18 protein-coding genes and 1 pseudogene are annotated in these 23,192 nt (G+C 69.1%); 4 read left to right on the forward strand and 15 right to left on the reverse strand.

What is annotated here, in order from left to right:
* Positions 1–12: 12 nt before the first annotated feature.
* The 4 genes from B0920_RS05505 to B0920_RS26390 form a co-directional block, all read right to left on the reverse strand.
* Positions 13–2,439, reverse strand: coding sequence for a bifunctional diguanylate cyclase/phosphodiesterase (locus tag B0920_RS05505; protein ID WP_078031543.1), 2,427 nt, complete (start codon positions 2,437–2,439; stop codon positions 13–15).
* A 176-nt stretch (positions 2,440–2,615) separates the two neighbouring features.
* Positions 2,616–4,418 carry a glutathione-regulated potassium-efflux system protein KefC gene (gene kefC / locus B0920_RS05510; RefSeq protein ID WP_078031544.1) on the reverse strand — a complete coding sequence of 601 codons (1,803 nt, stop codon included), beginning with the start codon at positions 4,416–4,418 and terminating at the stop codon, positions 2,616–2,618.
* Positions 4,408–4,986 carry an NAD(P)H-dependent oxidoreductase gene (locus B0920_RS05515; protein ID WP_078031545.1) on the reverse strand — a complete coding sequence of 193 codons (579 nt, stop codon included), beginning with the start codon at positions 4,984–4,986 and terminating at the stop codon, positions 4,408–4,410. The genes kefC and B0920_RS05515 overlap by 11 nt, the downstream gene beginning before the upstream one ends.
* Positions 4,987–5,226: 240 nt before the next feature.
* Complete coding sequence (locus B0920_RS26390; RefSeq protein WP_267873359.1) at positions 5,227–5,352, reverse strand: hypothetical protein; 126 nt, start codon at positions 5,350–5,352, stop codon at positions 5,227–5,229.
* Positions 5,353–5,692: 340 nt separating this feature from the next.
* Between B0920_RS26390 and B0920_RS26225 the strand changes: the two are divergent.
* Both B0920_RS26225 and B0920_RS05520 read left to right on the forward strand, forming a co-directional pair.
* Positions 5,693–5,809, forward strand: a pseudogene (locus tag B0920_RS26225) (hypothetical protein); the annotation flags it as partial.
* Between the two features lie 7 nt (positions 5,810–5,816).
* Positions 5,817–8,024, forward strand: coding sequence for a response regulator (locus B0920_RS05520; protein ID WP_229455200.1), 2,208 nt, complete (start codon positions 5,817–5,819; stop codon positions 8,022–8,024).
* Here the strand turns inward: B0920_RS05520 and B0920_RS05525 are convergent.
* Complete coding sequence (locus B0920_RS05525; protein WP_179119099.1) at positions 8,009–11,194, reverse strand: EAL domain-containing protein; 3,186 nt, start codon at positions 11,192–11,194, stop codon at positions 8,009–8,011. The genes B0920_RS05520 and B0920_RS05525 overlap by 16 nt on opposite strands.
* Before the next feature lie 282 nt (positions 11,195–11,476).
* On the opposite strand from B0920_RS05525, the gene B0920_RS05530 reads away from it, so the two are divergent.
* On the forward strand, positions 11,477–11,737 hold the full coding sequence (locus tag B0920_RS05530; RefSeq protein WP_078031547.1) for a hypothetical protein: 261 nt from the start codon (positions 11,477–11,479) through the stop codon (positions 11,735–11,737).
* Between the two features lie 29 nt (positions 11,738–11,766).
* Here the strand turns inward: B0920_RS05530 and B0920_RS05535 are convergent, their stop codons facing one another.
* From B0920_RS05535 to B0920_RS05550, 4 genes are all read right to left on the reverse strand, one after another.
* On the reverse strand, positions 11,767–12,162 hold the full coding sequence (locus B0920_RS05535; RefSeq protein ID WP_218669340.1) for an immunity 53 family protein: 396 nt from the start codon (positions 12,160–12,162) through the stop codon (positions 11,767–11,769).
* A gap of 79 nt (positions 12,163–12,241) precedes the next feature.
* The gene (locus tag B0920_RS05540) at positions 12,242–13,201 is read right to left on the reverse strand and encodes an alpha/beta hydrolase (RefSeq protein WP_078031549.1); all 960 of its coding nucleotides are present in this window, start codon (positions 13,199–13,201) and stop codon (positions 12,242–12,244) included.
* A complete protein-coding gene (locus B0920_RS05545) occupies positions 13,198–14,007 on the reverse strand; it encodes an SDR family oxidoreductase (protein ID WP_078031550.1) in 810 nt (269 codons plus the stop codon). Before B0920_RS05545 ends, B0920_RS05540 begins: the two co-directional genes overlap by 4 nt.
* A complete protein-coding gene (locus B0920_RS05550; protein ID WP_373887874.1) occupies positions 14,004–15,500 on the reverse strand; it encodes a flavin-containing monooxygenase in 1,497 nt (498 codons plus the stop codon). Before B0920_RS05550 ends, B0920_RS05545 begins: the two co-directional genes overlap by 4 nt.
* Positions 15,501–15,575: 75 nt before the next feature.
* Here B0920_RS05550 and B0920_RS05555 point away from each other — a divergent pair, with 75 nt between their 5' ends.
* Positions 15,576–16,217: a TetR/AcrR family transcriptional regulator gene (locus B0920_RS05555; protein ID WP_078031551.1), complete on the forward strand. Its 642-nt coding sequence runs from the start codon at positions 15,576–15,578 to the stop codon at positions 16,215–16,217.
* An 80-nt stretch (positions 16,218–16,297) separates the two neighbouring features.
* Here the strand turns inward: B0920_RS05555 and B0920_RS05560 are convergent, their stop codons facing one another.
* The 6 genes from B0920_RS05560 to B0920_RS05585 form a co-directional block, all read right to left on the reverse strand.
* Positions 16,298–16,792, reverse strand: coding sequence for a porin family protein (locus tag B0920_RS05560; RefSeq protein ID WP_078031552.1), 495 nt, complete (start codon positions 16,790–16,792; stop codon positions 16,298–16,300).
* A 243-nt stretch (positions 16,793–17,035) separates the two neighbouring features.
* Positions 17,036–18,439 carry a dihydrolipoyl dehydrogenase gene (gene lpdA, locus B0920_RS05565; protein WP_078031553.1) on the reverse strand — a complete coding sequence of 468 codons (1,404 nt, stop codon included), beginning with the start codon at positions 18,437–18,439 and terminating at the stop codon, positions 17,036–17,038.
* A gap of 4 nt (positions 18,440–18,443) precedes the next feature.
* Positions 18,444–19,781: a dihydrolipoamide acetyltransferase family protein gene (locus tag B0920_RS05570; RefSeq protein ID WP_078031554.1), complete on the reverse strand. Its 1,338-nt coding sequence runs from the start codon at positions 19,779–19,781 to the stop codon at positions 18,444–18,446.
* Between the two features lies 1 nt (position 19,782).
* Positions 19,783–20,793: an alpha-ketoacid dehydrogenase subunit beta gene (locus B0920_RS05575; RefSeq protein ID WP_179119172.1), complete on the reverse strand. Its 1,011-nt coding sequence runs from the start codon at positions 20,791–20,793 to the stop codon at positions 19,783–19,785.
* A 38-nt stretch (positions 20,794–20,831) separates the two neighbouring features.
* A complete protein-coding gene (locus B0920_RS05580; protein ID WP_078031555.1) occupies positions 20,832–22,064 on the reverse strand; it encodes a 3-methyl-2-oxobutanoate dehydrogenase (2-methylpropanoyl-transferring) subunit alpha in 1,233 nt (410 codons plus the stop codon).
* Between the two features lie 190 nt (positions 22,065–22,254).
* Positions 22,255–23,139 (reverse strand): DMT family transporter, encoded by an 885-nt coding sequence (locus tag B0920_RS05585; RefSeq protein ID WP_078031556.1) that lies wholly within the window; start codon positions 23,137–23,139, stop codon positions 22,255–22,257.
* Between the last annotated feature and the right edge of the window lie 53 nt (positions 23,140–23,192).

Raw genomic sequence — 23,192 nt, forward strand, 5'->3', positions numbered from 1 at the left:
GGGCCGGCCTGCTCAGCCGATCGATGGCGAAGCGGGCCAGGCGCCGAGCCGTTCGCGCAGGGCCTCCAGCGGCATCGGCCTGGCCAGGTAGTATCCCTGCGCCTCGTCGCACTGGGCGGCGCGCAGGAAGGCCAGCACTTCGGCCGTCTCCACGCCCTCGGCCACCACCGCCAGCTTGAGCGCGTGCGCCATGCCCACGAAGGCCTTGACGAAGTCGAAGCTATCGATCGCGTCGTCCTGCTCCAGCACGAAGGAGCGGTCGAGCTTGAGCACGTCGATCGGGAAGCGGCGCAGATAGGCCAGGGCCGAATAGCCGGTCCCGAAGTCGTCCACCGCGAGCGCCAGCCCGAGCTTCTTGAGTTCGCGCAGGATGCCCGCCGTCTGCTCGATGTCCTCGATCAGGGCGCTCTCGGTCAGCTCCAGCTCGAGGCAGTGGGGCGGCAGGCCGCTGGCGGCCAGCACCTCGCGCACCTCGTCGCCGAAGCGCGGGCGGGCCAGCTGGCGCGCCGACACGTTGACCGAGACCCGCAGTTCGCGCCCGAACTCGTCCATCAGGCGCCGGGTCGCCGTGCAGGCCTCCTGCAGCACCCAGTGGCCGATCTCGCAGATCAGGCCGGTTTCCTCGGCGATGCCGATGAACTGCTGGGGCGACACCCGGCCGCGCTCCGGATGATTCCAGCGGATCAGGGCCTCCATCCCCACCGGCCGCATGCTGGCCAGGTCCACCCGCGGCTGGTAATGCAGCTCGAACTCGCGGCGCGGCAGCGCCGGCCGCAGCGAGACTTCGAGCGCCATGCGCTCGCGGGTCGCGACCGTCATCTCGGGCTCGAAGAAGCGGTAGCGGTTGCGTCCCGAGGACTTGGCCCGGTACATCGCCGTGTCGGCGGTCTGGAACAGGGTTTCGCGCGTGCCGGCATCCTGGGGATACAGGCTGATGCCGATCGAGGCGCCGACGATGACGTCGTGGCCGCCGACGGCCACCGGTGCCGCCAGCACCGCCAGCAGCTTGTCGGCGATGCGGGCGGCCGCTCCCGCGCCGCCGGCGCAGGCCGCCGCCACCACGAATTCGTCGCCGCCCAGGCGCGCGATCACGTCTTCCGGACGCAGCGCATCGCGCAGGCGCGTGGCAACCTCGCACAGCAACTCGTCGCCCATCTCATGGCCGAAGGAGTCGTTGACCTCCTTGAAGCGGTCGAGGTCGAGGAACATCACCGCCACCGACTCCCCGGGCGGGCAGCGCTCCAGCATGTCCTGCATGCGCTCTCCCAGGAGGACCCTGTTGGGAAGGCCGGTCAGGGTGTCGTGGGTCGCCAGCTCGCGCAGCCGGCGTTCGGACTCCTCGCGGTCGCTCAGGTCGCGGATGATGGCCAGGAACAGCTCCTCGCCATCGTCCTCGATGCGCGAGATCTGGACCTCGGCCGGGAAGCTGCTGCCGTCGCGCCGCTTCTTGCGTGCCCTCAGCAGCACCGGCTGGCCGGCGCGCATCGCGCCCAGGGCCTGCGCATCACGCGGCGAATCGAGCTTGATGTCGGGGACGCGCAGTGCCAGGAATTCCTGTTCGGAGTAGCCGAACAGCTCGCAGGCGCGGCCGTTGACCGCGACGATGCGCAGGGATTGATCGACGATCATGATCGAGTCGCCGGCCTGCTGGAACAGGCTGCGGAAGCGCTGTTCGCTCTTGCGTACCGCGGCTTCCGCCATCCGCTTTTCGTTGATGTCGTGGAAGTAGACCGAGAGCCCGCCTTCGCTGGGATAGACGCGCACCTCGAGCCAGATCGCGTGCGGTTCCCAGTAGACCTCGAAACTGCGCGCCTGGCGCGTGGCCATCGCCTCGCGATAATGGACCAGGGCTTGCGAGTGCTCGAGGTCGGGCGCGATCTCGAGCAGCGAGCGGCCGATCGCCGCTTCCACCGTGACGCCCACGAAGTAGGCCGCCTTGCTATTGGCATAGCTGATGCGCCACTGTCCGTCGACCGCGAAGAAGGCGTCGCCAATGCTGTCCAGCATGGCATTGAGGCGCGCCTCGGACTGGAGCAGTCCGTCCTTGATCTGCTGCTGGGCGCTGACGTCGCGCGAGCTGGCGTACATGCGGCCGCGCCGCACGCACCGGCGCACCGCGGTCGACATCAGGATCACCGCGCCATCCTTGCGCAGGAAGCGCAGCCGGACGTCGCGCAATTCGGGTTCTCCATGGCGCAGCCGGGTTTCGATGTGCAGCGCGCGTTCCAGGTCCTCCGGGTGCACGAAATCGGTATAGCGGCGACCTGCCAGTTCGCCGGGCTCATAGCCGAGGATCGCGCGCGCAGCCGCGTTTACGCGCAAGAAGCGCGCATCGGCATCGAGCAGGGACAGCATGTCGAGGGAATTCTCGACCAGGGCGGAATTCTCTTCGGCCAGTAAGGCAAGCAGGTCCGGCGGGGCGAGGGTGGTATCCAACATAACGGGGCAGCATGCGAGAGGCGGCGCGGCCGATGCGGCGGCGCCGTGCGAGTCGCCCGAGTATATGGATTGCCGTGCGGAAACACCAGCCCTGCGCGGCTAATGCGCCACACTCGGGATGCGTGTGGGACCAATATTTCCAGTTCCGCAACACACATCCGCACGCTGGACCGGCTTCAGGCGTCCTCGTCCTCGCGGTCGCGCTTGATGGCGACGAAGTCGCGCTCGAACATCGCGTGCAGCTCCTCGTTGGCGCGGCGGGCCTGGGAAACGTATTGCTCGCGGTCCTTGTAATAAGGATAGACCTCGAGCACGGTCTTGAGATTGTGCTCCCGGAAGCGCATCGCCGCCTGGCGCGACAGATAGGCGCCGAAGCCGAGCTGCTCCAGCACCCTGCGCCCCATCATCAGGGCCGACTCGAAGGTCTCGCGCTCGACCACCGTCACGCCCAGGTCCATCAGCTCGTAGTAATGGGTGATGTTGCGCGCCCGCGCCAGGATCGGCAGTTGCGGGAACTCGCGCCGGACGGCTTCCGCCAGCTTGAGGCTGTCCTCGATGCCGTCGATCGCGATCACCAGCGCGCGCGCCTTCTCGGCGCCTGCCGCGGTCAGGAGGTCGATGCGGGTGGCGTCGCCGTAGAAGACCTTGAAGCCGAAGTCGCGCAGGGTGTCGATGTGGTCGGGATCGTGGTCGAGCATGGTCAGCGGCACCTGGTTGGCGTGCAGCAGGCGGCCGACGATCTGGCCGAAGCGGCCGAAGCCGGCGATGATCACATGGCCCTCGTTGGCCTCGATCGGGTCGCTCTTGCGCTTTTTGCGCTGGCCGTTCCAGCGCGGTTCGAGCACCCGGTCGTAGAAGATCAGCAGCAGCGGCGTGGCCATCATCGACAGCGCCACCACCAGCACCAGGATCGAGGCCGTTTCTTCCGAAAACGCCCTGGCGGTGGCGGCCGCGCCGAACACCACGAAGGCGAATTCGCCGCCCTGCGAGAGCAGGAAGGCGAACAGGGTGCGCTGGCGCCCGGCCATGCCGAAGGCGCGCGCCAGCAGGTACATCACGCCGGTCTTGAGCACCAGGAAGCCCAGGGCCAGGCCGAGGATGCGCCAGGGCTGGGCCAGGAACACGCCGAAGTCGACCGACATGCCGACCGCGATGAAGAACAGGCCGAGCAGCAGGCCCTTGAAGGGTTCGAGGTCGGTCTCCAGCGCGTGGCGGTACTCGGAATCGGCCAGCAGCACGCCGGCGAGGAAGGCGCCGAGCGCCATCGACATGCCGACCCAGGACATCAGGAGCGAGACCGAGATCACCAGCAGCAGGGCAAAGGCGGTGAAGATCTCGCGCATATGGGTGCGCGCGATCACCCGCAGCACCGGGCGCACCAGGTAGTGGCCGACCACCAGCAGGCCGACGATCACGCCGGCGGCCTTGAGCGCGCCGCCGGCGCCGGCGTCCGCGTGGGCGTCGGCCGCGCCCAGCACCGGCACCAGGGCGATCATCGGGATCGCGGCGATGTCCTGGAACAGCAGGATCGAGAACCCGGCCTGGCCGGCCGGCGTGGGCAGCAGGTTACGCTCCTGCATGGTGGTCAGGGCGATCGCGGTCGAGGACAGCGACAGCCCGAGGGCGGCGATCAGGGCCACCTGCCAGGAAATCCCGGCCAGCCAGGCGGCCACGCACAGCACCGCCGTGACCCCGCCGACCTGGGCCGCGCCCCAGCCGAAGATCGAGCGGCGCAGCGACCACAGGCGCTGGGGTTCGAGCTCCAGGCCGATCACGAACAGCAGCAGCACCACCCCGAACTCCGAGAAGTGCAGGATGGTCTCGACGTTGCTGATCAATCCCATGCCCCAGGGGCCGATCGCGATCCCGGCCAGCAGATAGCCGAGCACCGCGCCCAGGCCGAGGGCGCGCGCCAGCGGCACCGCGACCACGGCGGCGGCCAGGTAGACCATGGCCACGGTCAGCACGCTATGCTCCATGGCCGCCTCCCTCGATGGCTTGCGGCGCCGGCAGGCGCGCGATGTGGGCGGCCATCAGCTCGCGCAGCTCCGCGGCGTGGGCATCGATGGCCTGGGCGTCGGCGCGGTCGGCGCCGTAGTACACGTGGGGTTCGATCCAATGCATGCCGCAGGCGCGCGCGGCCTGTTCCAGCGGCGCCAGGTAGTCGGTCAGCGGCCGGCCGTGGCGCCCGCCGGGCCGGTAGTCGGCCTCCATGCTGTTGCAGGCCACGGCCACCCAGCAGGATTTGCCGCGCAGGGGACCCGCGCCCTCGGCCCATTCGGGCTTGAACACCACGTCGACCCATTCCTTGAGCAGCGAGGGCATGGAATACCAGGCCAGCTGGAAGCCGAAGATCAGCAGATCCGACTGCTTGAGCAGGCTGCGCTCGTTGCGGGCGTCGATGAAGAAGTCGGGGTAGAGCTCGTACAGGTCCTGGACCTGGACGCCGGGCAGGCTGCGCACGGCGTCGCCGACGCGGCGGCTGATGCGCGAGCGGTGCAGCGCCGGATCGGCGAACACCATCAGGGCGCGGTGGGTGGACATCATAGGCAAATAGGTTTTTCTACAGTATTGACGGATTGTACATGGGGCCTACGCATCGGGCTTACATACCGGAACATTTTCCGGTGCGCACGATTGCCGCGCCCCTTGTTTCGGAAATTGAACTTGAGATATTACAATTAGCGCTTTCACAATTCCTCTCTCATCCAGCATGGCGCAACTGGCAGCGGCAGCCCCTCGGACCTTCGCCCACGGCGGCGGACAACTCGGCAAGATCATCGACGCCTACGACTGGGGCGCCACCAGCCTGGGACCGATATCCGACTGGCCCCAGGTGCTGCGCACCACCGTCGACCTGATCCTGCGCTCCCCGGTGCCGATCGTCACCCTGTGGGGAGGAGAGGGCGTCATGATCTACAACGACGCCTATTCCGGCTTCGCCGGCGGGCGCCACCCCGGGCTGCTCGGCTCGCGGGTGCGCGAAGGCTGGCCCGAGCTGGCCGACTTCAACGAACACGTCATGAAGACCGTGCTGGCCGGCGGCACGCTGTCCTATACCGACCAGGAGCTGACCCTGCACCGCTCGGGCGCGCCGGAGCAGGTATGGGCGAACCTCGATTACTCCCCCATCGTCGGCGGCGACGGCGCCATCGTCGGCGTGATCGCCGTGGTGCTGGAGTCGACCGCCAAGGTGCTGGGCGCGCGCGCCCTGCACGACAGCGAACGGCGCTTCCGCACCTTCGCCGAGGCCATGCCGCACCAGGTGTGGGCGGCCGGCCCGGACGGGCGCCTCAACTGGTTCAACCGCCACGTCTACGACTACAGCGGCCTGGGGTACGAGGAGCTGCAGGGCCTGGGCTGGCTTAGCCTGGTGCATGAGGAGCAGCGCGCGGCTGCGGCGGCGCGCTGGGAGGCGGCGGTGGCGGGCGGCAGGGCCCTTCGAGGCCGAGCTGCGCCTGCGCGGGGCGGACGGCGGCCACCGCTGGCACCTGGCGCGGGCGGTGCGCCTGGGGCCGGAGTCCGGGGTGATGGGCGAGTCGGGCGAAGCCGGCGGCTGGGTCGGCACCGCCACCGACATCCAGGAACAGAAGACCACGGCCGAGCACTACGCCGCCCTGAGCAGCGACCTGGAAGGCCAGGTCGCGGCGCGCACGGCGGAGCGCGACCGCATGTGGCGCCTGTCCAAGGACATCCTGCTGGTGGCCGGCTTCGACGGCAATGTCGAGGCGCTCAGCCCGGCCTTTTCCGCTCTGCTCGGCTGGAGCGAAGCCGAATTCGTGGGCCGCAACTTCCTCGAGCTGGTGCATCCGGACGACCGCGCGGCGACCCTGGCGCAAATGGCCTCCCTCGGCGAAGGCAACTACGTCTACAAATTCGAGAACCGCTACCGCCGCAAGGACGGCAGCTACTGCCTGCTGTCCTGGACCGCCGCGCCCGACGCCCACCACATCCACGCCATCGGGCGCGACATCACCGCCGACCGCGAGCAGCTCGAGGCCATGCGCCGCACCGAACTGGCGCTGCAGCAGTCGCAGAAAATGGAAACCATCGGCAAGCTGACCGGCGGCGTGGCCCACGACTTCAACAACCTGCTGCAGATCATTTCGGGCAATCTGCAACTGCTGGAGATGGCCGGCCCCGCCGGCCAGCAGGGCGAGCACGCGCGCTGGATCGAGAACGCGCGCCAGGCGGTCGACAAGGGCGCAAAGCTCGCCAGCTACCTGCTGGCTTTCGGACGGCGCCAGCCGCTCGAACCCAAGGTGATCAAGATCGGGCGCCTGGTGGCCGGCATGGAAGACATGCTGCGCCGCGCGCTGGGCGAGGAAATCGAGATCGAGATGGTGATCTCGGGCGGGCTGTGGAACACGGCGGTGGACGTGGCCCAGGTCGAGAACGCGCTCCTGAACCTGGCCATCAACGCGCGCGACGCCATGGGCGGCGTGGGGCGCATGACCATCGAAGCCACCAATGCGGTGCTGGACGACCTGTACTGCCGCAACCACGGCGACGTGCTGCCGGGCCAGTACGTGATGCTGGCCGTGACCGACACCGGGCCGGGGATGCCGCCCGAGGTGCTGGCGCGCGCCTTCGAGCCCTTCTTCACCACCAAGGACGAAGGCAAGGGCACCGGCCTGGGGCTGTCGATGGTGTACGGCTTCGTCAAGCAGTCGGGCGGCCACGTCAAGATCTACAGCGAGGCCGGCCAGGGCACCACCGTCAAGCTCTACCTGCCGCGCAGCAGCGCGGCCGAGGAGCCGCTCGGGCCGATCGAAGCGCCCCAGCCGGCGGTGGGCGGCAGCGAGACCATCCTGGTGGCGGAGGACGACGAAGCGGTGCGCACCACCGTGGTGGAGATGCTGACCCAGCTCGGCTACCGCGTGCTCAAGGCGGCCGACGCCGCCAGCGCCCTGGTGGTGGTCGAGAGCGGCGTGCCGATCGACGTCCTGTTCACCGACGTGGTGATGCCGGGCACCCTGCGCAGCGTCGACCTGGCGCGCATGGCGCGCGAGCGCCTGCCCAACCTGGCGGTGCTGTTCACCTCGGGATACACCGAAAACTCGATCGTGCATGGCGGCAGGCTCGACCCGGGCGTCGAGCTGCTCGGCAAGCCCTATACCCGCGAGAGCCTGGCGCGCCGCATTCGCCAGGTGATCGCCAACCAGAAGAAGCTCCAGGCCGAGCGTCCGGCGCCGCCGCCGTTGCCGGCCGGGCGTTTTCGCATCGTGCTGGTGGAGGACGAGGAGAACATCCGCATGAACACCCAGGCCCTGCTCGAGCACCTAGGCCACGAGGTGCGCTCGGCGGCCGACGCCGAGACCGCCCTCGCGATGATCGACCACAGCACCGAGCTCCTGATCACCGACGTCATGTTGCCGGGGATGTCGGGCGACGCGCTGGCCGCCCAGGCGCGCGCCATCGCGCCGGCGATGCGCATTGTGTTCGCCACCGGCACCGGGGAAGTGAACAACTGGCCTGACGCGGTGGTGCTGCGCAAGCCCTACAACCTGGAGCAGCTGATGCGGGTGCTGGCCGGCGAACGCCCGGCCGCCCCCGGCGCGACCCTGCCTCAGCCGGCCTGGTAGCAGGTCCGCAGCGGGCAGAGCTCGGGCGTGCTCGGCTTGCCGAAGTAATAGCCCTGCATTTCGCCGCAACCGTCGGCCATCAGGATGCGCGCCTGTTCCAGGGTCTCGATGCCCTCGGCCACCACGGCCAGGCCGAGGCAGCGCACCGCGTTGACGATGGCCTGCACGATGGCGCGCGACTCCGCGCTGTGCTCGACGTCCGAGACGAAGGCGCGGTCGATCTTGACCTTGTTGATCGGCAGGCGCTTGAGGTAGGCCAGGCTCGAGTAGCCGGTGCCGAAGTCGTCGATCGACAGGGTGACCCCGGCCGCGCGCAGCTCCTGCATGATGGCGATGCTGCGCTGAGCGTCCAGCATCGAGGTGGTCTCGGTCAGTTCGAGTTCCAGCACGTCGGGCGGCAGCTCGTAGCGTTCCAGCAGGCGCACCACCCGCGCCACCAGGGCCTCGTCGTGGAACTGGCGCGCCGACAGGTTCACGGCCATGGTCAGGTGGGTATAGCCGGCGTCGCGCCAGGCGCGCAGCTGGGCGCAGGCTTGTTCCAGCACCCATTCGCCGATCGGGATGATCAGGCCGCTCGTCTCCGCCACGGGGATGAAGTCGGCGGGGGCGATCATGCCGCGCTCGCGGTGGCGCCAGCGCAGCAGGGCCTCGACCCCGCTCACCCGTCCGCTGGCGAAATCGACCTTGGGCTGGTAGACCAGCGAGAATTCATTACGCGCCAGGGCGCTGCGCAGCTCGTGTTCGAGCGAGCGCTGGCGCGGCTTGTGCAGCTCGGCCTGGAAGGCGCGCAGGTTGCCGTGGCCCTGGGACTTGGCGTGGCGCAGGGCGGCATTGGCCTTGCACATCAGGGTTTCCAGTTCCTCGCCGTCGCGGCCGAACACGCTGTAGCCGAGCGTGACGGTGAGCTCGAGGGCGTCGCCGCCCGCGTACACCGGGCGGTTCATCAGCGCGTGCAGCGAGGCGATGTGGCGCTGGACCTCCTCGGCCGGGACGTCGATCCAGCACAGCAGGGTGCCGCCGCCGGCGCGCGCCGCCAGGTCGAGCGGGCCGGCGTGGTGGCGCAGGCGGCTCGCGAGCGTGGCCAGCACATGGTCGCCGGTGACGTGGGTGTGGTTTTCGTTGATGGCCGAGAGGTTGTCGACGTCGAGCAGGACCAGGGCGGCGGTGCGGCCGGGGTCGGCGTTGCTGCGGTGGGCGCGCAGCACGTCTTCCACCGCCAGGCGGTCGGGCAGGCCGGTGAGCGGGTCGCGCTGGAGCTGGGGGCGCACCCGGCGCGGGCCGCTCAGGCTGGTCAGGGTGTTGAGGTGGGCCGCAGCCTGGGCGGCAGCGCTGCGCAGGGCGATCAGGTCCTCGACCGTGCGCGCCAGTTGGCGCAGCACCTGCAGGTCCTTGTGCGGCAGCAGGCGCGGCACGGTGTCGATCACGCACAGGGAGCCGATGCGCTGGCCGCCGGCGTGCAGCGGCACCCCGGCATAGAAGCGGATGCGCGGCTCGCCCAGCACTAGCGGATTGGCGGCGAAGCGCGGATCGGCGGCCGCGTCCTGGACCACGAACACGTCGTCAGACAGGATCGCGTGGGCGCAGAACGAGCTGTCGCGCGAGGTCTCGCGCGCGGTTAGGCCGCAGCTCGACTTGAACCACTGGCGCTCGTTGTCGACCAGGGACACGAGGCTGATCGGCACGCCCAGCGCGCTGGCCGCGACCCGGGTGATGCGGTCGAACAGCTCCTCGGGATCGGTGTCGAGCAGCTGGGTGGCGCGCAGTGCGCGCAGGCGCTCGGGTTCGCAGGCCGGCAGCGGGGCGCCGCCGGCCAGCGCGTCCACGCCTGGCATGGTCTGGGCGCCCGGGGTGTAGAAGGCGGCGTTGTTCTTGCCGCGCTGCTTGGCGATGTACATGGCGGCGTCGGCCTGCCACAGGAGCTCCTCGGCGCCGAGCTTGCCGTCGTGGATCGCGATGCCGGCGCTGGCCGACACGCGGCACACGCGTGCGATCGCCGGGTCGGGATTCTCGGCCGCTGCCAGGCATTTGTGGGCCAGGGCCAGGGCGTCGGTGGCCGGGTCGGCCAGGTTGGTCAGCAGCAGGGCGAACTCGTCCCCGGCCAGGCGGGCCACCACGTCGGTCTTGCGCACCAACATGTGAAGTCGCTCGGCCACGATGCGCAGCAGGCGATCGCCGGTCTCGTGTCCGAGCCGGTCGTTGACGCACTTGAAGCCGTCCAGGTCGATGAACAGCAGGGCGCTGCGGCCGCCCTTGCCGACCCGCGCGTCGGAGGCCAGGGTGCGCTCGAGCTGGCGCATGAATTCGTAGCGGTTGGGCAGTCCGGTGACGTAGTCGTGGGTGGCCTGGTAGTGGATGCGCTGCTGGGCCGCCTTGCGCTCGGAGATGTCGCGGATCGCCAGCGCCAGGTGCGAGGCGGCGTCTGGCGCGGCGCTGCCCGCGGTCAGCTCGACATGGAGTTCGGCGCCGGTGCGGCTTTGCAGGGTCAGCTCGGTCGGGCGCTCGCCCAGCTCGCCCACGCCTTCGCGCAGGGCGCGCAGGAAGCGCGAGCCGCTGCGGCTTTCCGGCGCGCTCGGCGCCAGCAGGTCGCAGGCCGGCTGGCCCAGGGCTTCGGCGGCGCTCCAGCCGAACAGCTTCTCGGCCTGCGCGTTCCAGCCGGCGATGCGTCCGGCCTGGTCGACTTCGACGAAGGCGTCGCCCATGTGCTCGATGAGGCGGCGCAGGTCGTTGGCGCGCGCCAGGCGCTGCTCGGCCTCGGCCCGCTCGACCGTGATGTCGGCCACCACGCCGCTGTACACCGTGCGCGTGGACGAGGTCGCGGTGCGCGCCGAGCGCATGCACACCCAGCGGATCTCGCCGTCGGGCAACTGCAGGCGGCAGCTGTAGCGCCAGTCGCTGCCGCTTTCGACCGCCGCCTGGATCGAGGCCAGCCAGTCAGCGCGGTCGTCCGGGTGCACGGGGATGTTGCGCCAGTCCGCGAGCAGGGCGTCGCGGCGCATGCCGGGCATCTGCTCGAGGCGCTCCGACAGGAACAGGAAGCCGGTGCTGCCGTCGGCGTCGACGTACCACTCGTAGACCGCGACGGGCAGGGCGTTGAGGCGCGAGGACGCATTGCTCAGGGCGCTATCGGATAGCGTGACGTCCGCGGGTTCGCGGAGGAGGGAAGTGTGCATGGCTGGAGGGCTTGCGCCGGTGGCCGTGGACCGAAACGGTCTGCGGCGGAACTGGCGGGGTGGGGGCCAGCGGGAGGGTGCGCGGGGATGCGGCAGGTCGACTATACCATGTCGCCATCCCTTGTGGTTGCACTCGTGCAACATCTGGGGTGTAGCTGTGGTTTTATGCGCAGAGGATCGGGCGGTAGCCGGTCTCGTCCTACACAAGCAGCCGCAGCGCGCCGATTGCGCCTGTGCCGCCCTGGCCTAAGATGGACTATATGACCAGACAAGGAGACCATCATGTCGATGCAAGGCGAAGGCAAGGACGCCAAAGGGCGTAATTATGACCAGATCACCCGCGACGGCAGCAGCAGCGCCGGCTCGATGGGCGTGGGCGGCACCGGCGACATCGGTGCGATGCCGGGCAAGGAAGGGAATGCCCAGGCGGGACAAGGCGGGAACCAGCAGGCGGGGCGTACCGATGACCTGCTGTCGGACGGCTCGGACGCCGAGCTTGACGACAAGGGCTTCATGACCGACAGGAAAGCCGGCAAGCCTTGATCCGGAGTCGAATCCGCCCTGGAATCCGATCAGCGATCGGCCGTGGCCCAAGTGAGAAAGACACCGATCATGTCCTCGAGACGATGAACGCCACCTGAAGCGATAAATTTCTCTCGCTCTAGTCTGCAGTCGATCCATTCGGCGTCGTGGCCGGGGGCTCCCAGGCGTACTCGTTCAAACGGTCGATCCGGGATCCCGGTTCCGGACAGGTCGATTTCAAGCCACCAACCGGGATTGTCGAGCGTTTCGATACGAATCCCATATGAATGCTCCCAATCGCCGTCGAGTTGTGACGCATACCAATTCTGTAAGCGGACAAGGGCATTCATCGATGTGCTCAGGTAAGGAGGATTGCGGAAAAAAGCAAACTTCTGCCGCTCATTGTGCGTGGTGGTACGACCGCCACCTGCCAGCAGCGGCGGCACGGTTAACGATAGCAGCTTGCCACGACAAATGCGTCACGGACTGTCACGGCGCTCCCCGTGGATCTCTTCCATCCCGTCTTCATGCAGCGAGCTTGCGGGCCTCGGCCGCTTCCGCAATGAAGGCGGCGGTCAATTCGGGACGGGTGACCGGCAGCATGTGGCCGCCCTCGACCAGCTCCAGGCGCGCGCCCGGCGCTTTCTCGACCATGGCCTGGCCGTTGGCGCGCCAGTCGAGCAGGCGGTCGTCGCGGCCGAACAGGATGGCGAGAGGCACGCTCAGTTCGCCGTAGCGGCGCTCCAGGGCCGGCATGTGGGCCGCCAGCGCCTGCAAGTCGGCGCAGCTGGCGAGGAAGTGCGCAGGTCGGAGGCTGAGCAGCCCGCCCGCACGCACCGCGAAGTCGGGCGCCACCGCATCCGGGGCGAAGACCTCGGCCAGCACGCGCCGGCTGCTAGCGATCCCGAGCGGCACCGCCAGCGTGTGGGCGAACAGGGTGCGCAACCAGCGCGGCCGCATCAGGAGTCCGCGGAACACCGGCGGCACCTGTTCAGGTGGATGGGTCAGCGGCGCCACCAGGGCCAGGGCGCCCACGGTGTCGGGATGCTCGAGCGCCAGCGTGAGCGCGGTGGCCCCGCCCAGCGAATGGCCGACCACGGTCGGGCGTTCCAGTCCGAGCTGGCGCACCAAGCCGGCCAGCGCCCGCGCCTGGGTCGAGAGATCGGCCGGGACATCGCCGGCGCGCGGCGAGTAGCCTGAGCCGGGGCGGTCGACCGCGACCACGCGGAAGGACTTACTCAGCTGCGCGACGGCGCCATAGTTGAAGTGACCGAGGTTACCGCCCAGGCCGTGCAGCAGGAGCAGCGGCGGGCCGCTGCCCTGGTCGCGCACGTGCAGGCGCTGCCCGTCGACCTCGACGATGCGGCCCGAGGGCGGCAGGAAGGCTTCGATGCGGCGCGTGGTGCGCCAGGAGAACAGGGCCAGGGCGCCCAGCAGCAGGCCGGCGCAGGACAGCAAGGTGGAGAGGAGGGCGGAAAGATTCATCGGGTGGTCAGCTTCTTCAGGATATTCCAGTAGTGAACGGGACTCAGGCGCTCGAGCAGGGAGACGAACTTGGCGTCGTTCCCGACCAGCACGCGCGCTCTGCCCGCCTCGATGCCGCGAACGATGAGCTCGCCGGCCTGCTCCGGTGGCATGCGCAGCAGGCGCTGGGCGATGGCGCGGCCGCGCTCGACCTCTTCGTGCGGGGCGTCGCGCGGGACGCGCGCGTTCAGGGCGATGCTGGTTGCCACGCCGCCGGGGTGGACCACGGTGACGCCGACCTTGCTGCCCGCGAGCTCGTGGCGCAAGGCGTTGGAAAAGCCGCGAACCGCGAACTTGCTGGCCGCGTAGGCCGCCTGGCCGGGCGGCGCGATGATGCCGTAGATGCTAGACATGTTGACGATGCGCGCCTCGTCGCTCTCGCGCAGCAGGGGCAGGAAGACCCGCGTGAGGCGCACCACGGCGTGGAAGTTGACCTCCATGAGCCAGTCGAAGTCCTCTTCCGCGACCTGCTCGAAGCTGCCGCCCAGGGCCACACCGGCATTGTTGACCAGCAGGTCGACGCGGCCGTGGATCAGTCCCACCGCGGCCGGCAGGGCGCGCACGGCGGCGCGGTTGGCGACGTCGAGCTGGTGGGTGCTGGTGCGCACGCCGAAGGCGCGCGCCTCGCTCGAGACGGCGTCGAGGGCGGCGGCGTCGATGTCGCACAGGGCCAGGTGGCAGGAACGGCGCGCCAGCGACAGCGCGATCGCGCGGCCGATGCCGCCGCCGGCGCCTGTGACGACGGCGACCCGGTTACTCAACTTCATGGAAGACTTCCTTTCGCACCGAAGTGCATGACGCCGTCATCGATGCGGCCATAACGGATGGTGAGCAGGTCCTGGACGTAGTTCTGGTAGACCTGCCAGGGGCGGCGCGTGCCCTGGCGCGGCAGCAGGTGGCTGGCGCGTTGCACGTAGCCCGAGGTGAAGCTCAGGAAGGGCGCCTCGCCCACCGAGGGATCGCGGCGCGGCACCGCGATCTCGAGGCCGCGCCTGTCCATCCAGGCCAGCAGGCGGCACACGTATCCGGCGGTGAGGTCGGCCTTCAGGGTCCAGGAGGCATTGGTGTAGCCGAAGGTGACGGCGCAATTGGGGACGTCGCTCAGCATCATGCCCTTGTAGGACATGATGTCGGCCGGCGCCAGGCGGCGGCCGTCGACCTCGAGCGCGGCCCCGCCCAGCACCTTGAGCGTCAGGCCGGTGGCCAGCACCACCAGGTCGGCCTCGATCTCGGCCCCGGAGGCCAGGAGCACGCCGCGCTCGGTGAAGCGGGCGATGTGGTCGGTGAGGATCGCGGCCTTGCCCTCGCGCAGGACGCGAAACAAATCGCCGTCCGGCACCAGGCAGACGCGCTGGTCCCAGGGCTTGTAGCTGGGCGTGAAATGGGTGTGCGCGTCGATCGCCGGGCCGAGCTGGCGCGCCGCCATGGCGACGATGTGGCGCTTGACCATGTCGGGCTTGCCGCGCGCCAGGCGGTAGAGGAAGATCGACTCGAGGATCAGGCGCCAGCGCGTCAGGCCGTAGGCCAGGCGCGCCGGCAGCAGGCGCTGCATGCGCAGGGCGAAGCGATCCTGGCGCGGACGCGCCACCACGTAGGAGGGGCTGCGCTGAAGCATGGTGACGTGGGCCGCGCGTTCGGCCATCGCCGGCACCAGGGTCACGGCGGTGGCGCCGCTGCCGATCACCAGCACCCGCTTGCCGGCGTAGTCCAGCGCCTCGGGCCAGAACTGCGGGTGCACGATGCGCCCGCGGTAGCGGTCCTCGCCCTCGAAACGCGGGCGGTAGGCTTCCTCATAGCTGTAATAGCCGCTGCACATGTGCAGGAAGCGCGCGCGCAGGGTGGCGCGCCCGCCGCCGGCCAGCTCGCAGTCGACCGTCCACAGGGCGTCGTCGCTCGACCAGGCGGCCTTGACCACCTTGTGGCCGTAGCGGATATGCGGCTCCAGCCCATGCTCGCGCGCGGTGTCGCGCACATATTGGCGGATCGCGGGGCCGTCGGCGATGGCCTGGGCCGCGGTCCATGGCCGAAAGGCGTAGCCGAGGGTGTACATGTCCGAATCGGAGCGGATGCCCGGATAGCGGAACAGGTCCCAGGTGCCGCCGATGGCGTCGCGCGCTTCGAGGATGGCGAAGCGCTTGTGCGGCAGGCGCCGGCGCAGCATGGCGGCGGCGCCGATGCCGGACAGGCCCGCGCCCACGATCAGGACGTCGAGCGCATCGTCGCGCGCGCCGGCGACAACGGGGGTAGACTGGGTCATCATGCAAGTAAATACCTTTGTATCTTGACACTCTACCTTGTCAGAATCCTTCTGGCAATATTGTGTCAAAATAGGTGTATGACAACTGAGTTATCCCCCTCGACCCGGTCCTACCGGGGGCAGTCGCAGGAGCAGCGGCGCGCCGACCGGCGCGCCCGCCTGATCGCTGCCGCCATCGCGGTCTATGGCGAACGCGGCTACCACAACGCGACGGTCAAGGCCGTGTGCGAGGCCGCCGGCCTGACCGAACGCTATTTCTATGAATCCTTCGCCAACAGCGAAGCCCTGCTGATCGACAGTTTCAACGCCGTCACCTTTTCGGTGCTCGGCGAGATCCTGCGCGCGGCCGAGGGCGCGGGACGCGGGCGCATACCCCGCTCGCGCGCCATGCTGCATGCCTACTTCTCGGCGCTGCAGCGCGAGCCGAGGTCGGCGCGGGTGTTCCTGGTCGAGATCCGCGGCGTGAGCCGGGCGGTGGACGCGGCCTTCGATGCGGCGCTGGCCGCCATCGGCCGCGAGGTGGCGCGCATGGTGGCCCCGTCCGGGGCAATCGATGACGAGCTGCTGCAGGCCGGCGTGGTCGGAGGCGTCATCCAGATCGCGCTGCGCTGGATCGGCAATGGCTACCAGCCGGACATCGACAAGGCCGTGGATTCGGCCCTGCGGCTGGGGACGGTGCTGTCGGCGCCTTCGCGCTCCCTGCGGGCCCAGGCCGACTAGGCTGCCGGCCAAAAAAAAGCCCGGGCGAACCCGGGCTTGCGCTGGCATGCCGCTCGAGGCGGCATGGCCGAAAGCCTTCCTTAGAACTTGAAGACGATGCCGGCGCTGTAGTTGGTGAACTCGCTCGCCGGCTTCTGCGCTTCGATACGCGCCGAGATGGCCGGGGTGAAGGCGTAGCTCACGCCCACGCCGTACACGGCGCGCGATTCCGACTCGCTGACGGTGATGCCGCGCGCCTTGGCGTCGGCTTCCAGGCGGTTGTAGCCCAGGCGACCGTAGAGGTCGAAGTTGTTGCCCAGCGGCAGCGAACCGATCAGCGACAGCGATGCCTGATCGACCTTGATGTCGGCGCCGAACGCTTCGGCGTCGCCCAGGCGGCGATAGCCGAATTCAGCGGCGAAGTTCGGGTGGAACTTGTAACCCACGAAAGCGCCGTAGCTGGTTTCACGGTCCGACCAGTCGTCGATCTTGGTCTTGCCGATGTCGACACCGGCGTACAGGGCGCCCGGCTCGACGGCGAAAGCGGACGAGGAGGCGATCATCAGGGCAGCGACGGCTGCAATTTTCTTGAACATGTTATATACCTTGTAAGTTTGCTCTGCGGTAACGCAGGGGGCGCATCTTACACTTTCATGACAAATTTAGCAAATTTGGCGTTTCTCATGCATATGCCAATAAAATTTGCCTGCTAGCACATGAGCGCAGATAACGTGTGGATATTGGAGAGAATTGCAGAATGGAAGGGATCGCCCGGCGCCTGGCCGGGCGGGTGAACACGCGGGAAGCCGCCGCCCGGGAACCCGGGCGGCGTGAAGGAATCAGATGTGCAGCGCGTGGCCGAGGGCGCGCAGGGCCGCTTCCTGCACCGCTTCCCCGAGGGTGGGGTGGGCGTGGATGGTGCGCGCCACGTCTTCGAGCAGGGCGCCCATCTCGAGCGACTGCGTGAAGCCGGCCGCCAGTTCGGACACCCCGGCGCCCACGGCCTGCCAGCCGAGGATCAGGTGATTGTCGCGGCGCGCCACCACGCGCACGAAGCCCTCGGTGCTCTCGATGGTCATGGCGCGGCCGTTGGCGCTGAAGGGGAAGACGGCGCTGATCGCGTCCAGCCCGGCGCGCTCGGCCTCCTGCGGCGACATGCCGGCCACCACGATCTCGGGATCGGTGTAGCACACTGCCGGAATCGCGGCCGGGACGAATTCGCGCCACTTGCCGGCGATGATCTCGGCCACCATCTCGCCCTGGGCCATGGCGCGGTGGGCCAGCATCGGCTCGCCTGTCAGGTCTCCGATCGCCCACACGTTGCGCATCGAGGTGCGGCACTGGCCGTCGACCTTGACGGCGCGGCCGTCCATGTCGAGCATCAGGCTCTCCAGGCCCCAGCCGACGGTGCGCGGACGGCGCCCGACCGCCACCAGCACCCGGTCCGCTTCCAGCCAGGCTTCGACCCCGGAAGCGTCGCGCACCTTGACCCTGCCGTCTTCCATGCCCAGCACCGAGGTGCCCAGGCGGGTCTCCACGCCCAGCCGGGCCAGCGAGGCTGCCACCGGCTTGACCAGCTCCGCGTCATAGGCCGGCAGGATGCGGTCGGCCGCTTCGACCACCGTCACCTGGGCCCCGAGCTTGCGGTAGGCGGTGCCCAGCTCCAGGCCGATGTAGCCGGCGCCGACCACCACCATGCGCTGCGGGATGGACGCCGGCGACAGCGCCTCGGTCGACGAGACCACCGGCCCGCCGAAGGGAAGGAAGGGCAGCTCGACCGGTTCGGACCCGCTGGCCAGCAGCAGGTGCTCGCAGCGGATCCGCACCAGGGCCTGGTCGGCGCCGCTGGCGACCTGCACCTCGACCGTCTTGCCGTCGACGATGCGCGCCCAGCCGTTGATGACGCGCACGCCCTGCTTCTTGAGCAGGGCGCCGACGCCGCCGGTCAGGCGCTTGACGATGCCGTCCTTCCAGGCCACCGTGCGTTCCAGGTCGATCCTGGCCTCGCCGGCGGTGATGCCCAGGGGCGACTCCTGGGCCGCGTAGCTGGCCGCCTTGCGGAATTCCTCGGCCGCGTGGATCAGGGCCTTGGAGGGGATGCAGCCGATGGTGAGGCAGGTGCCGCCCGGCTGCGCCCCCTCGACCAGGATGGTCGGGATGTTCAGCTGGCCGGCGCGGATGCCGGCGACGTAGCCGCCGGGGCCGCCGCCGATGATGAGCAAACTGGTAGTGAGTGTCTCCATCCGTTCATTCCACGAAAAGCGTTGCGGGACATTCGAGATAGCCGCGGATCGTCTGCACGAACTGGGCCGCCACCATGCCGTCGATGACGCGGTGGTCGAAGGACGAGGACAGGTTCATCATCTTGCGCGCCACCATGGCGCCGTCCTTGACCACCGGGCGGTCGACGATGCGGTTGACGCCCACGATCGCCACTTCCGGCCGGTTGATCACCGGCGTGGTGACGATGCCGCCCAGCGGACCGAGGCTGGTGATGGTGATGGTCGAGCCGCTCAGTTCGTCGCGCGCGGCCTTGCCGCTGCGCGCGGCTTCCGCCAGGCGCAGCACCTCGGCGGCGCAGGACCAGGGGTCGCGCGCCTCCGCATGGCGCACCACCGGCACCATCAGGCCGGCGTCGGTCTGGGTGGCGATGCCGAGGTGGACCGGCTCGTAGGTGGTGAGCAGGTTGGCCTCGTCGTCGTAGCGCGCGTTCATTTGCGGGAACTGGCGGATCGCCAGCACCACTGCGCGCATCAGGAGCGGCAGCAGGGTCAGCTTGCCGCGCTCGGCGCCATAGCGGGCGTTGAGCTGGGTGCGCAGCAGCTCCAGCTCGGTGACGTCGATCTCCTCGACATAGGTGAAGTGCGGGATGTGGCGCTTGGCCTCCTGCATCTTCTCCGCGATCTTGCGGCGCAGGCCGATGACCGGCGCGGCGTGCTCGCCCTGGCGCTGGGCGTAACGGCTGTCGCCGCGGCCAAAGCCCATGCCGGAGCCGCGGCCGGCCAGGTAGTTGTCCAGGTCCGCGTGCTGGATGCGGCCCGCCGGCCCGGTGCCCGGCACGAACTGCAGCTCGATGCCGAGGTCCCAGGCGCGCTGGCGCACGGCCGGCGCGGCCAGGGGCTTCTCGCCAGGCGCGCGCATGGCGGGGGCCGGCGCGGGGATGTTGCGGCCGGCCGGTGGCGCGCTGCGCACCGGCGCCGGGGGCGGCGGGGCGGCGCGCGCCGGGGCGGCGGATTCCGCGACCACTTCCAGCTGGGGTTCGGCCACTTCCTCGGCCGGCGCTTCTGGCGCGGCCGACTTCACCGGCTCCTGGCGCGCCTTCTCGGCCGACAGGTTGCCGGCGCCCTCGACCTCGAGGCGGATCAGTTCCGCGCCAACGGCCAGCGATTGCCCGACCGAGCCGCCCAGGCTGGTCACGGTGCCCTTCACCGGCGAGGGGATCTCGACGGTGGCCTTGTCGGTCATGACGTCGGCCAGCACCTGGTCTTCCTTCACCACGTCGCCCGGCTGCACGTGCCAGGCCACCACTTCGACTTCCGCGATGCCTTCGCCGAGGTCCGGCATCTTGATCACATGAATGCCCATCTCAACCCTCCATCGCACGCTTCAATGCCGCACCGACCCGGTCCGGCCCTGGGAAATACGCCCATTCCTGCGCATGCGGATAGGGAGTGTCCCAACCCGCGACGCGCTGGATCGGCGCTTCCAGGTGATAGAAGCAGTGCTCCTGAACCAGGGCCGCGAGCTCGGCGCCGAAGCCGCTGGTGCGGGTGGCTTCGTGCACGATCACGCAGCGGCCGGTCTTGGAGACCGAGCGCACGATGGTGTCGAGGTCCAGCGGCCACAGGCTGCGCAGGTCGATCACCTCGGCGTCGATGCCGGTCTCGCGCGCGGCGGCTTCCGACACCCAGACCATGGTACCGTAGGCCAGCACCGTGACCTCGTTGCCCGGCCGGACCACCGAGGCCGAGTCGAGCGGCACCGTGTAGTAACCGGTCGGCACGTCGCCCAGCGGGTGGCCGGACCAGGGCACCACCGGACGGTCGTGGTGGCCGTCGAAGGGGCCGTTGTAGAGGCGCTTGGGCTCGAGGAAGATCACCGGATCGTCGTTCTCGATCGAGGCGATCAGGAGGCCCTTGGCGTCATACGGATTGGAGGGCATGACGGTGCGCAGGCCGCACACGTGGGTGAAGAAGGCTTCCGGGCTCTGGCTGTGGGTCTGGCCGCCGTAGATGCCGCCGCCGCAGGGCATGCGGATCACCATCGACGAGGTGAATTCGCCGGCCGAGCGGTAGCGCAGGCGCGCCGCCTCCGACACGATCTGGTCGGTGGCCGGATAAAAATAGTCGGCGAACTGGATCTCGACCACCGGCCGCAGGCCGTAGGCGGCCATGCCGACCGCCGTGCCCACGATGCCGCCTTCCGAGATCGGCGCGTCGAACACGCGCGACTTGCCGTACTTGGCCTGCAAGCCGTCGGTGACGCGGAACACGCCGCCGAAATAGCCGACGTCCTGGCCGTACACCACCACGTTGTCGTCGCGCTCCATCATCACGTCCATGGCCGAGCGCAGCGCCTGGATCATGGTCATCGGCATGGTGGCCGTGTCCCTCGATTGATCGTCGCGTGCCATCCTCATACTCCCAGTTCCTGGCGCTGCCGGCGCAGGTGCTCCGGCATGTCCTTGTACACGTCCTCGAACATGGTGGCGGCGCTGGGGGCGCGTTCGTCGCCCAGCACGCCGAACTGTTCGGCTTCCTTTTGCGCGGCCAGCACTTCGGCCTCGAGCTCGGCCTGCACGGCCTCGTGCTCCTGGTCCGACCACCATCCGAGCCGGGTCAGGTGCTGGCGCAGGCGGGCGATCGGGTCGCCCAGCGGGAAGCGGCTGTAGTCGTCCGCCGGGCGGTAGCGCGACGGGTCGTCCGAGGTCGAGTGCGGGCCGGCGCGGTAGGTGACCCATTCGATCAGGGCCGGTCCCAGGTTGCTGCGGGCGCGCTCGGCGGCCCAGCGCGAGGCCGCCAGCACGGCCAGGAAGTCGTTGCCGTCCACGCGCAGCGAGGCGATGCCGCTGCCGATGCCGCGAGTGGCAAAGGTGACCGACTCGCCGCCGGCGATGGCCTGGAAGGTCGAGATCGCCCACTGGTTGTTGACCACGTTGAGGATCACCGGGGCGCGGTAGACGTGGGCGAAGGTGAGGGCGGTGGAGAAATCGGATTCGGCGGTGGCGCCGTCGCCGATCCAGGCCGAGGCGATTTTCGTGTCGCCTTTGATGGCGGAGGCCATGGCCCAGCCCACGGCTTGCGGATACTGGGTCGCGAGGTTGCCCGAGATGGTGAAGAAGCCGGCGCGGCGCACCGAGTACATCACCGGGAGCTGGCGGCCCTTGAGCGGATCGCGCTCATTGGACAGCAACTGGCAGATCATCTCGACCATCGGCACTTCGCGCGCCATCAGCAGGCTTTGCTGGCGGTAAGTCGGGAAATTCATGTCGCCATCCTGGAGCGCGAGCGCATGCGCGGTGCCGATGGCTTCCTCGCCGAGCGAGGTCATGTAGAAGGACATCTTCTTCTGGCGCTGGGCGATCACCATGCGCGCGTCGAAGATGCGCGTCTTCATCATGGTGCGCAGGCCGAAGCGCAGCAGCTCGCGGTCGGGCTCCTCGGCCCAGGGGCCGACGGCGTCGCCGTTTTCGTCGAGCACGCGGATCAGGCTGGACGCGATATCGCTGGTATCGAGCGGCGCCACGTCGACAGGGGGACGCCGGACGCTGCCGGCGGGACTTACCTGGAGATACGAAAAATCGGTCTTGCAGCCCGGGCGGCCGGTAGGCTCCGGTACGTGCAGCGACAGAGGTTGACTCTGGCTCATATTCACTTTCCCTTTTTGAGGTGTTGTGCAGCAAGGGAATGATAAAGCCGCCAGCCCTTCGCGCGCTTGCGCTGGCGAACTATTTTCATTTTGCTCTGCAACATTTGCCCCTGCGCCTGACAGGGGAAACGGGGCACCTTAGCATGCCCCGGGGGCGGGAAAAATGAGCCGCGACAAGGAAGCGGCGGTGCTAGCGGTTGGTGAGGGTGACGCCAGCAGCGACCAGCACGCCGCCGGCGACCATCGAAGCCAGCACCTGCTCGCCCAGCAGCAGGGCGGCCAGGCTGATGCCGAACACCGGCACCAGGTTGTTGAAGACGGCGGTGCGCGAGGCGCCGATGGCTTTCACGCCCTCGTAGTACCAGATGAAGCCGAGCACGGTGCCGAAGGCGCCCAGGTAGGCGATGCTGGTCCAGACCTGCCAGCCGATGAGGCTCCAGTCCTGGCGCAGCAGGTCGGGCGCGGCGCCGATCAGGAGGAAGAGCAGGCCCCACAGGGCCGCGTAGGTGGTGGCGGCGATCGGCGACAGGCCCTTCAGGGCCGCGCGGCCGACCAGGGTGTAGGCGGCCCAGCTGCTGATCGCGCACAGCATCAGGAGTTCGCCCTTGCCGAGCGACTGGCCGAGGTCGTGCAGAGCGGCGAGCGGATCGCCGCGGGTGATCACGATGGCGGCGCCGACGAAGGCGAGGGCGATGCCGGCCCACTTGAGCGCATGCAGGCGCTCGCGCAGCAGCACGGCGGCGGCCAGAGCGGTCACGATGGGATTGAGGGCGATGAAGAGGGCCGCGCGGCCGGCGGGCATGCTGCCCAGCGCGCCGAAGAAGCACAGGTTGTAGAGGAAGATGCCGGTCAGGCCGAGGGCGGCGGTGGCGCCGACCTGCTTGGCGGACAGGCGCGGCAGCCCGCCCTCCATCTTCCAGGCCACGGCCAGCAGCAGCGCGGCGGCCAGGGCGAAGCGCAGGGCGGCGGCGGTCATGGGCGGCAGCGCGTGGGCGACGATGCGGCCGGCGATGAAGGTGCCGCCCCAGAACAGGGTGACGAGGACGAGTTTGCCGTACACGAGCTGGTTTTTCATTTTTTCGGCTTGCCTTGCGGGTTGGGGTAGGCATACATTAATGCTTATCCCAA

Origin of the sequence: Massilia sp. KIM (assembly GCF_002007115.1) — a bacterium.
Taxonomy (GTDB): domain Bacteria; phylum Pseudomonadota; class Gammaproteobacteria; order Burkholderiales; family Burkholderiaceae_D; genus Telluria.